Below are 11,992 nucleotides of genomic sequence, written 5' to 3'. Positions count from 1 at the left end.
TTTTTAGGGTTGTGGCTTCATATTATACTTATACTCCTGAACAATGTTTCCATTTACGTTTAAAGTAGATTTCAGCCTATTATTATCATAAACAAAGGTTTCTCTCATTCCATTAGACGGAGTGATTGTGGTAATTCCCACTAAAGGATCATAGGTAAAAGTCGTAATTTCAAATTCCTTTAATGCTGGATGAGTTCTAAAAGTGTCTAACGCATTGATAAGAGAAACTTCTGTGGACGTATTTATATCAGCATTTGACTTTGCAATAATATCATCTGCAAGATTTCCAATATCTGATAGTTTAGCTCCTTCAATTTTTGCTATTGGTAAAGTTTGATTGTATCCCCAAATAATTGTACTAGATACTCCGATTCCTGTAGCTTCACTAATACTTTCTGTCAATTGGCGTATTTTTCCATACATATCAAATGAATCAAACTTCTCAAATGTTTTAACACTTCCATCATTGGGGTTGGTAGTTACTGTTGAAGACGGATAAAGGTGGCTTATATCATCATATTTTGTTTCAATTTTCCCTATCAATTTTCCATTTACTTTTGTTTCAATTTCCAATGGAACCGATACCATATTGGCATTCAAAAGACGTGTATTGTTTTTGTCCAGAGCATATCTTACCCATTTTTCTGATATAGTGCCATCAGAGGCAGATTCTTTCACATATGCCGGTTCATAATTCCCAATATTGTTATTTGTAATTTCAATTTTATTTTCCATATACTGGCTACCAGCATAAGTTCTGGATATCTCCATCGTATTTTTGACATAAGCCGGCTTGGTATATCTTGTTGGAATACCATTAAATCCATTTATCTTCAAATCAGGAACATTATTTAGTGTTTCAAGGGTGGTGCTATAATCTGTTGAGGACAATAGGTTATCTAGAGCATTGTAAACTTCTTTTCTTTCCAAAATACCCGACCTAGCTATCATGTAATTTGCCCAAAACTCTGTAGAATTACCATCTACTGTATAAGGTACTTTAGGATAGTCATTAGGCGTTTTGTAATAGTATCTACTATAACCGTTTTGTTCATCTGTTGTTGTTATATTCTTATAGAGGACATAACCCGGAGTAATATTCTCGTCCTCTGCTTCGTTGCAAAATAGGTAGCCACTGGAACTATTAATGTCATTGAAATTATTATATGAGAAAGACTCAGTAATCACTGGTATGATTTCAGAACTACTATTGTAATTTTTAATACTCTTTATTCTGGCACCATACTCAAGAGCAATATTCTTGTTGATATATGGAGGGTTTTTTAGTTTTATTTCGGCTTGCAACAACCTTGCTTTCCCTCCTGTCCCAGTTACTTCAATAGTATAATTTCCGGGATACAGATAATAATCTGTTTGTGTATTTGAATTGTTATAAGAATTTATTATCACTCCATCTTTTTTCAGGACATATTTTAGCTCGGTATGATAATGACCTCCGGGACTTCCTCCTGGATTATTGGGATCCGGATTATCGTTAGGATCTGTAGGAGGGTCCGGAACCCAAATACCCGGTTGATACAATTCATCAATGGCAAACTGAAAATATACCGTTTTCTGCTTAACCGGGTCTCCTGAAATAGTTAAATTATAAGTTGAACTTTGATTAGTATCCATATTTAAAACCGAAGCAAAATCTCCCTGATACTGAATTATGGGATCAACAATTCCCTTACTAGACTGCATGTGCTGCAAATACTCCGGCGTATTTCTATTGAAGAATACTTCATGTGGTTCATAATTATACTCAACAACACCGCCGGTTGGAGAAATTATATTCTTCAGTAATCCGGGAAGAATATAAGCACGAACATTGTTTGAATCAAAAGTCGGGGTCCAATAATATGGGCCAAAAGGGTGTACTTCTCCTCCATTAGGATTATAATAAGTAAACTTTGTTTTTTCGTACTCTACTAAATCCTTATTTAGCTTAATAAGTTTATCTAGCATTCTGCGACCATTACTCTCACTCGCGATTGTGTAAAGTCCTTGATCTGTATAGGAAAACCTATATCCAGAGATACTATTCCCTTGCATATTTTTAAGTAGGATCTGAGAAATGCTATATGGATCGTTCATTGAGTTTTCCTTATTAGCATCATACACATAAGTAATTTCAATTGAACCTACTCCTTCAGAGATTATTTTAGTGAGCTTACAACTTCTATAGATAACTCCTGAAAGGGGATCATCGCTAAGGTGCTTATCATCTTTTCTATATTCTAAACTCACCACAGGAATATCATTCGGCAATCTAATTTGTGTTAAAAAGAAAGCTGATCTATACAAAGCGATTTCATCTCTTGAACTCTCACTGTAATCGCTAAAGATATACTTGTATCCTTTTTCATCAGTAATGGTAAAACTATTGATCTTAAAGAAATTGAGATCACTATTTCTAATGTAAGTTATTTTCACCTTGTTAGGGGAAAGATTTTCTACATCAATTGTGTTGTTAATAATATTTCGGTTAAACCTAAATCTTCCTGAAATACCTGGTAAGTTATAGTGAAATACATCATCAAATTCATCAGCCTTATAATCAGTTGCATTGGGGCGGTATTTAGCTTCGTTTATAGGCCCAATATTTTCTCTTGATATAACTCCTCCTCCAAATAATGACCATCCGGTTCCTACTTCACTTGCGGGCTCAGTTACCTTCAAATTCATCGGATTATACGATAGCTGTATTGGCATAGTGACATTTTTGGATTTTGAAGATAGTGTCAATAGTGGAATAGTCACATTTGTAGTGCCAACGGCTAATGATACAGGTGTCTTATTATAGGTGGCCAAAGAGGATACTGACGCCACAGGCTTGGAAAAATCTCCAAAATTAATGTCTTGCTGAGCTTCGAGTGGATTAAATATGATGATTCCAATCATCACACTAAAAGCTTTAATTATTTTTTTCATTTTGTATTTATTTCTTAATGATTTTCGCACTTGCGTTTTTGTTGATATCTGTTTTAATAGTCACAAGGTAAGCTCCCTGAACCAGAGGCTGAGTATTGATCTTGGTTACTTTATTTTTCGTCTTGGTTTGTTGCAGAAGCTTCCCACTCATATCATATAGCAAAATATCCGCTTCCTTAAACTCATAGCCGATTTCTACATAGGTGTAATCCGATACAGGATTCGGATAGACTCTGATGTCCTGTTTTTCTATTAGTTGATCGATCTGTCCGTCTCCCAGTTTCACGATCTTCCAGTTCTCTTTTCCTAATTCCTCTGCGCTGGTTCCTGCCAAGATGATAGAGCCATCTCTGTTAAGCTTAATATCTGAAAGTCTTTCTTCCTTCTTCCTGGATTCTCCTTTCACATGTTTTCTCCATTCTTCTTTTCCTTCCTGATTCAGATACAGCATCCAGAAGGTTTCATCATCACTTTCTATTCTTCCTTCTGCCTGAGTATAACCACCCAATAAGATTCCTTTAGTTGACAGGGTAGAGTTGTCAGTTGAGAGATGATTAATCACACTCATTCCCATAAGTACATCCCTGTTCTTAAAGTTGTATGATTTCTGCCATTGTTCTTCTCCTCTTTCATTTAAGGAAATCAGCCATAAATCGGTTCCTTCTTCTATTCCAGAGGTTTTGTTTCCTGATCTTTCTGATCTTGATTCTCCACCAATCAAACATCCTGTAGAAGTTAAAGCAAGGGTTCTCAAATGATCATCAGCTTTTCCACCATAGTTCTTTTCCCATTCTACTTTTCCGTCTTTGGAAAGTTTGATGATCCAGTAATCCCCTTCACCAAAGTTTTCAGTTTTCTTTGATCCTCCGGTAGTGCTTCTGGAATAGATTCCTAATAATGCACCTCCATCTTTGGTCGGAATCATTTTCTCCACTTCATCGAGTCCTTTTCCTCCTAAGATCAGTTCTGAAGTCTGTTTTCCTGTTTTATCGAGTCTTATGATCCATATATCTTTAGAACCAAATCCTTTAGCTGAGTTCTGAACATTTCCTGCCACAAAATAGCCTAGGTCTGTGGTTTGAATCACAGTTCTGGCTTCTTCATCGGAAGCTGTGCCTAATGTTTTCTGCCACTGCTCTTCCCCGAATTCATTGATTTTAATAAGCCATAAATCTGAGCCTCCCTTGGAATCTTCTTTCTTATCCAAAGATTTTCCTGAAAATGAAGTTCCAGCCAGAAGAAAGCCTCCTTCCTGAGTATTCACCGTTGCAGATAAAAAATCATGGTTCTGTCCTGAGAAGTATTTTTCCCAGACTTCATTCCCTTGTTGATCAAGTTTGACTAAATGAAAGTCATAGCCATTGTTTTGTTTGCTTTCTGTTTGTTTTGATGCCTGAATAGAGCTTCCTGTGATGAGATACTGTCCGTCAATAGTAGTGGTTACTTGTGAAAGAAAATCCTGGGTATTGGATTTAATGTCTTTCTGCCAGACTACTTCCTGAGAATAAGCAAATGTACTCAGGAATGCGCACAGGAAGAGTGCGCCTTTGTAATTTTTTTTCATGTTTTTATTTTATTAAAGTTGCTAACTTATTTTATTTGGTGGTTTTTCGCAATCCGTAAAAACCCCATATTTTGAAAAGAATAATTTATTATCAACTTTTCAACCTGATAGAAATAGTTTATTCATAATTCATATTTTTGTTTATCTATTGCAAAGCTATATCTCCATAGCGACAAACTATGTCGTATTATATTTTAGATACATTTTATTCAATTGGTTGCAGTGATTTAGAAAATAAGAAAGCGTGGAACTAATCCTACTGCCTTGGAGGTACTGGTATACCTTAGAAACAAATAGAGAAAAGCCCACGCCAGACGTGAGCATCGCTATTCTTGTTTCTTTTATAAATTACCAGTTTACCAAGGCAAGAAAAAGCTAATGCTTTATATTTTTCCGTTAAAATCTTAATTACGAAGATATAAATATTTTTAAAATTCTATTCACTGATAATAGAAATAAAAATGTTTAAGAAACAAATCTCTGGTATTTCTTACGTGTGAGCAGATAGGGAGATATTCGGTTGAAATTTATTTTAAGCTATTAAATAACCTAAATTATTAAGAAAATTAAAAGAAAAAAAATATTACCGCAAAACGAATTACAGTAATACAGAAGAAAAAAATCAAAATTTTAATTAATTCACATTCTTAATCTGTAAATCGTTTTTATCCTGCTTACTATCTAATTTCTCCCAGTAAGAATACATCTGCTCAGAAAGCGTATTATTATCAATACCTATATAACCTAAAAATTCGGTTTCGGTTTTATGTCCTGTTACACTCATAATAATAGCAGTAGGAATTTTAGAATAATACATTGTTGCAAATGTTCTTCTACAGATATGGGATGAAACTAAATCATGCATTGGAAAGTTTCCAAATACATAATGTTTGTTAACTTCATCATAAACCCTTCCATATTCTTGACGATCAATCCCCGCTAGTTTACAGATTTTTTTCAGATTCTCATTAAAAATAGTTTTTGAACTTTCTAAATTAGTTGAATACTGTGGGGGAAAACTCCCTTTTCTTTTATCAAGAATTTTCTTTACTTCGTCATGAATTGGAACTAAAACAGGATTTTTTGTTTTCTTTTGGCTTAAATTAATAAATTCTTTTCCGTTGATATTAATTATTTTTTCTGGTGTCATTCTAAAAAGATCTGAGGCTCTTTGTCCGGTGTAACAACCGATAATCAGCCAGTCCCTTGTTTGTTCAAGCCTTTCATTTACAATTAGTAATTTCTGTATTCTTTTCAGTTCCTCAATTTTAAGGTAAGGAGTCGGTGTTTCAGTTGTAAATCCCTTAATTTCATTTAATTGCTCATTGACTTGAATATTTTCGAGCTTAGCATCTTTAAAAATGGTTTTAGTATACTTTAAATATTTCCCTACGGTATTATCGTTTAAATACTGTCCTCGCAAAAAAGTAACAAATCTGTTACCAACAGCAATATTATAATCCGAAACTTTTAATCTCTTTTTTTCTGTTTTTAAAAAATCCTGGAATTTTTCTATAATCGTGAGGTGCTTTTGTTTGGTTCTTTGTGTGATCGGTTTTCCTTTATATTTTCTAAAAGGCAAAATTTCCGTTTTATAATGCTCCAAATAATTTTCAATAAAATCCAACTGCTCAAATTTACGACCTCCGGAATAATAAGCAGTAATAATTTCTTCTAGCCATTCGCCGTTAATAATTTCGGTATCGGTTCTTTTCCTGTACTGTTCTAATATGAATGTTTCCAGTTTATTTAAAGTGCTAATAAGTTCGTTTTGCTTTTGTAAGTTATCCTTATTTAATGCTGTCCTTTGAATAATTGAACCTTTTTTAGAATTCCAGTTTTCAGGATTGACTGTTTCGCGGGTTTTACGTTTAAATACCTGATTTACTCCAACGGAAAATCTTGCATAAATTACTGAATTTGGTTTCTTTGACTGAATTATGAATTTTACGGTAGCCATTTTATTGTTAAAGTTTGAACAATACAAATATATTCATTTAGTCAATTTCTAGTCAATATTAATCCAATTTATTTTAAATCAATCTTAATCTATTTAATTACAATATAGTTTTTAAATTAATTAAAATACTTATAATCAATAATTTAAAAATTTTAAAAATAAACAAAAGTAAAATACATTTCAGTTAATTAAATATTTACAGTCCCTGTGGGTCTACAAGCCATCCTATTTTTAGGATGGCTTTTTTATTTCTGACCAACAAAAAACAGCTCCAACTAATGTCGGAGCTGTGAATATTTTCCATTGATCAATACGTATATTAATTTGCTATTTTATATCCATATAATGAGCTTACGACCACCTGAAAAACGCTTCCGCTCGCAACGGAAGCAACCGCAGCCATACTTACCGTTTCCCCTGCATTCAGGTAAGTAACACAGGAAACATTCGTTCCAACAAGAGACCCCGGATTAGGCTGGTAAGACTGAACTAAAACATTATTCGGGTTAGTACTGAAATTCTTTACAAGATACAAAACCGTAAAGCCAAAAGTCGGATTTCCTGAAATAGCCCCATTATCAAACTGAGTGGAGCCATAAAACATATAGTAGCCATTTGTAGGAGCCGTGAATCTTCCATTTGCAGTATTTAAAACATTTCCTGTATTGATTACCGTCCCTTCAGGATAATTAATTTCTGTCACCACATAAGATGCCCCTGGCGTAGCAGGAAGTGTCTGTCGGGTAGTCGTTGCAACCGTAGAAAAGGGATAAGTAGAAGCCGCTGCAGGCACACTGTTTGAGCTCGATAATAAAATAAGCTCCCATGTTGTTCCGGTAGTTCCACCCTTATTTATAAAGAAAGCATAATAACCTGGTGGTATATTAATAGATGACACTCCAGCTCCACTTTGGTTATCAATCAACTCTGCTCCACTAGCTGCTATGGAAAGCGTAGCTGTCCCTGTGTTTTTGAAATGATAAGTACGTCCTAAAAAATTACCCGTACCGCTTATTGCAGCCGGTAAAGTTAATGTTCCGTTGGTACCGCCATCATAAGCTAAATAATAGTCATTTGAACCTACAGCTCCACTCGTGGATACAGTTCGATAAGTTGCCGCAAAGGAACCATTTACTGTTAGATTACTCCCCGGAGTCACTGTGTTGATTCCCACATTACCAGTTTGGCCATACATTACGGCACAATTAATAAAAGCCAATAAGGCACTAAAAAGTACTTTTTTTTTCATGAAAATAAGATTATTTTAAATATTGGAAGAAATTATTCTTGAAAACAGCTTGAAATGAAATAATAAATCCTATTCTATGTAAATGATTTTCAAAATATAGCATAGCAAATAATTTATTAAATTCTCCATTTTAGAATTGTTATTAAATATGGCACTAAATTAAACATTTTAAACATAATTAAAAAATATATTAATCAATTAATAACAATAAATTAATATTATTTTATTTTTTAAATAACATATCTAAAAAAAACAAAAAGCAGTAAAATTCTACTTTTGTTTATCTACAATTTATAGGATGATTTTCAATAAATTAAAAGGAGTATTGTATTCCAATACTCCTTTTAGTTAAACCTATTTTATACTTTTATTTATTTTCATTTGAATTGAATAAAAATACAACCTGGACAAAAATTATTGCGATACGCTATTTCATTTTATTCTCTTTTAAATATTCATCAGGAACCGGAATATTATTTTGCTTTATATAATTGAGCAGCTCATGATATTTATCTTCATAATCATCCGAGCATTTATGGGAAATGCTGCATATTTCCGAAGGTTTAATGTCAAGAATATCTGAGATTTTTGTCAGGATCTCGAGGTTGATTTTCACCTTGGAATTTTCAATATCCGAATAAGCCTTCTGGGAAATTCCCATCTCGAAGGCCATATATTCTTGGGTAAAGTCCTTGCTTCTCCGGATTTTTCTAATGTTTTGACTGCATATTTTCATAGTATTTGTTTTAGTAGTTTTCGGTATAGTTTAGAAGGATATCTACTAGCCTCTAACAAAGTTAATAAATACCTTTGGCATAACATTATACACTTACATGATATTTATTTCTCTAATAAAATCCGGCTAAAAAAACGAAGCTATAAAGGATAAATATCATCTCTGGACAACACATTGGAATTATGGAGACGCAAAAATTTAATTATGACAATACTATTGTCAGAGCATTCTTGTATGCTACCGTTATATTTGGGCTTATTGGTTTTCTTTTAGGACTCACAGCCGCACTCATGCTTTTCTATCCTGAACTTCCGGAATTCTTATTCGGAACTGATGATACTACTATTCAGAGTTTAAGAAGCGGCAATATCCAGGGATTAATCAACACACAGGGGGCCTTGGGGTTCGGAAGAATAAGAATGCTTCATACCAGTGCCGTGATCTTCGCTTTTGTATGTAATTCCTTCTTTTGTGGTGCTTATTACAGCTTACAAAGATTACTGAAAACAAGAATGTACAGCGATACGTTGTCCTGGCTTCATTTCTGGACATGGCAGATCATGATCATCAGTGTAGTGATTACTTTTTTAATGGGAATCAATACCTCTAAAGAATATGCAGAGCATGAATGGCCGATTGATATTTTGATTGCTTTCTCCTGGATCGTATTCGGTATCAATATGTTTGGAACGATTGCGAAAAGAAGAGTAAGACATTTATATGTAGCCATCTGGTTCTTTATCGGTACCTGGATTGCTGTTGCCATGCTTCATATCTTTAATAACTTGGAGGTTCCGTTATCTTTTACAGGCTGGAAGTCATATTCAATGTACGCCGGTGTTAAAGATGCCCTTGTCCAGTGGTGGTATGGCCACAATGCAGTAGCATTCGTATTGACTACCCCAGTATTAGGTTTGATGTATTATTTCTTACCGAAAGCAGCGGACAGACCGGTATTCTCTTATAAACTGTCTATTATCCACTTCTGGTCATTAATCTTCGTTTATCTTTGGGCCGGACCTCACCACCTTCAGTATACAGCACTTCCTGCATGGGCGCAGGCATTGGGAACAGGGTTCTCGATTATGCTTATTGCACCGTCCTGGGGTGGAATGTTAAATGGACTTCTTACTCTAAGAGGAGCTTGGGATAAAGTAAGAGAAAATCCTATCCTTAAATTCTTCGTAGTAGCAGTAACCTGTTATGGTATGGCTACTTTTGAAGGACCGCTTTTAGCTACAAAATCTTTAAATAAAATCGGACATTACACAGATTGGGTAATTGGTCACGTTCATATTGGTGCGCTTGGCTGGAACGGATTCATGGCTTTTGGAATTGTGTACTACCTTGTTCCAGTGATGTGGAGAACCAAACTTTGGTCTGTAAAATTGGCTAACTGGCATTTTTGGCTGGGTACATTAGGAATTATTTTCTATGCAGTGCCTATGTATATTTCAGGGTTCACTCAGGGATTAATGTGGAAACAATTCAATCCGGACGGGACATTATTATGGAAAAACTGGCTGGATACAGTAACTGCTATCATTCCTTATTTCAAAATGAGGTTCTTAGGAGGGCTTTTCTACATTTCAGGAGCAATTTTAATGACTATCAATGTCTATAAAACCATTACATCAGGCTCATTCCAAAGAGAAGTTCCTGCAGAAGCACCTGCTTTAGCAAATATCGGAAGCCAGAGAAAAGAAGGAGAAGGAATACATCTTTGGCTGGAAAGAACCCCAAAGTTACTCTCCATCTTAGCTTTTGTAACCATTGCTATAGGCGGAGTGATAGAGATCATCCCTACTCTTACTGTAAAAAGTAACCTTCCGCAAATTACAGCTGTAAAGCCTTATACCCCGCTAGAACTGGAAGGAAGAGATTTATATATCCGTGAAGGGTGTAATTCCTGCCACTCACAAATGATAAGACCTTTCCGTGATGAAGTCGTAAGATTTGAAGGTAAAAACGGACAATACTCAAAAGCAGGAGAATTCGTGTATGACAGACCTTTCTTATGGGGATCTAAGAGAACAGGACCGGATTTGCACCGAGAAGGAGGCAGAAACCCTGATTCATGGCATTTTAAACATATGTACAATCCAAGAATTACTTCTGCAGGTTCCATTATGCCCCGTTTCCCTTGGCTGATCACCAACAAGCTGGATCGTTCTGAAATGGTGAATAAAATGAAGCTGATGAAAAATGCCTTCGAAGTACCTTATACAAAAGCACAGATAGATTCCGCCAATCAATGGGCAGATAATCAGTCAAAAGCCATTGTTAAAAGAATTTATGCTGAAGCTACAGATGTAAAAGATCAGGTAGAAAAAGACAGAATGACAAAAGGAGGTACATTCGTACCGCTTGAGCAAAGAGAGATCATAGCCATGATTGCTTATCTGCAAAGATTGGGAACCGACATTAAGACTACTGATGTCAAAACAGCAAGTGCAGAGTAAAGATTAAATGAAATGAAAGTACAATGAAAACGAGAACCCCAATTTCAGTATATATTGCCGTAACGATAGGCTTAACTATTATGGCATTCGAAATGTTCAGCCAGGATGGAAATTATTTCTCCTCCCCTTATTTTTGGGTATTGCTGATCATTACTACGATTCTTCTTTTCATCATGAATTCTATAGGAGATCTGATTGAAAATGAAAACTTCAGCCGATTGACGGAAGAAGAAAAGAAACAATACCTGGAAGAGAAAAAAACGTCTTATTTTCAAAAGCTTTGGAACTCCGCCTTTAAAAAACAATCCCAGTCTGAAGAAAAGGATATCCTTATCGATCATGGTTTCGACGGAATTACGGAACTTGACAATTCACTTCCGAAATGGTGGATCGGATTGTTCTGGTTCGGGTGTATATTTTGTGCTGTTTACATGGTGGCGTTTGCCTTCACGGATTATGCACATCCGGATTCTGAGTATGAATCAGAAACACAAACCATGATGGCTTCTATCGCAGAATTTGAAAAAAACGCTCCTTCCGTTAATCTGGAAACAGCAAAATACAGCGCCGATAATATTGCAGAAGGTGAACAGCTTTTTAAAACCAATTGCGTTACCTGTCATTCTGATGGAGGAAAAGGAGGAATCGGACCCAATCTTACCGATGGACACTGGATCAATATTAAAGAAAAAACGCTTTTTAAAAATGTATTCTGGATGCTGGAAAATGGCTCTCCCAATAACCCGACTATGAGACCTTTCATTAAAGAAGGAACCATCACAGGAAGAGATGCCGAAAAAATAGCGGCTTATGTATACCACATCAATCAGGAAAAAACACCCGTCACTGAGGCTCAGGGAGGAGCAGCTCCACAAGGAGAACAGGCAAAATGGGAAAACATCAATGAATAATGGCAACAATTAAAAAAAACACTCAATTATATAAATGCCATATATGCCCCCTCTACTAACATTTGAATTTTCATTTTTTGCAAAAACCTTTTCATACATAAAATGATCTAAGGGGGCTTTTAAAATAATCCTGGCTTTGGCTGTTTCATCAACTAATTCACTTGACTAAACTAAAC

7 protein-coding genes are annotated in these 11,992 nt (G+C 35.1%); 2 read left to right on the top strand and 5 right to left on the bottom strand.

Annotation, left to right across the window (positions count from 1 at the left end; genetic code table 11):
• Positions 1-3: 3 nt before the first annotated feature.
• The 5 genes from BCF58_RS01200 to BCF58_RS01180 form a co-directional block, all read right to left on the bottom strand.
• Positions 4-2,832, bottom strand: coding sequence for a hypothetical protein (locus BCF58_RS01200; RefSeq protein ID WP_147462000.1), 2,829 nt, complete (start codon positions 2,830-2,832; stop codon positions 4-6).
• Positions 2,833-2,941: 109 nt separating this feature from the next.
• The gene (locus tag BCF58_RS01195; RefSeq protein ID WP_121459978.1) at positions 2,942-4,498 is read right to left on the bottom strand and encodes a T9SS type A sorting domain-containing protein; all 1,557 of its coding nucleotides are present in this window, start codon (positions 4,496-4,498) and stop codon (positions 2,942-2,944) included.
• A gap of 634 nt (positions 4,499-5,132) precedes the next feature.
• Positions 5,133-6,125: a site-specific integrase gene (locus tag BCF58_RS01190; RefSeq protein ID WP_170148957.1), complete on the bottom strand. Its 993-nt coding sequence runs from the start codon at positions 6,123-6,125 to the stop codon at positions 5,133-5,135.
• 652 nt (positions 6,126-6,777) lie between these two features.
• Positions 6,778-7,707 carry a hypothetical protein gene (locus BCF58_RS01185; protein ID WP_121459976.1) on the bottom strand — a complete coding sequence of 310 codons (930 nt, stop codon included), beginning with the start codon at positions 7,705-7,707 and terminating at the stop codon, positions 6,778-6,780.
• 427 nt (positions 7,708-8,134) lie between these two features.
• Complete coding sequence (locus BCF58_RS01180) at positions 8,135-8,443, bottom strand: helix-turn-helix domain-containing protein (RefSeq protein ID WP_121459975.1); 309 nt, start codon at positions 8,441-8,443, stop codon at positions 8,135-8,137.
• 182 nt (positions 8,444-8,625) lie between these two features.
• Between BCF58_RS01180 and ccoN the strand changes: the two genes are divergently transcribed.
• Positions 8,626-10,905 (top strand): cytochrome-c oxidase, cbb3-type subunit I, encoded by a 2,280-nt coding sequence (gene ccoN, locus BCF58_RS01175; RefSeq protein WP_121459974.1) that lies wholly within the window; start codon positions 8,626-8,628, stop codon positions 10,903-10,905.
• A gap of 23 nt (positions 10,906-10,928) precedes the next feature.
• Positions 10,929-11,816, top strand: a complete 888-nt coding sequence (locus BCF58_RS01170; protein ID WP_121459973.1) for a c-type cytochrome — start codon at positions 10,929-10,931, stop codon at positions 11,814-11,816.
• The last annotated feature ends 176 nt before the right edge of the window (positions 11,817-11,992 follow it).

Source organism: Chryseobacterium defluvii, from assembly GCF_003634775.1.
Lineage (GTDB): Bacteria > Bacteroidota > Bacteroidia > Flavobacteriales > Weeksellaceae > Chryseobacterium > Chryseobacterium defluvii.
The sequence above is the reverse complement of the archived record's forward strand: the minus strand, read 5'-3'. Positions and strand labels throughout refer to the sequence as shown.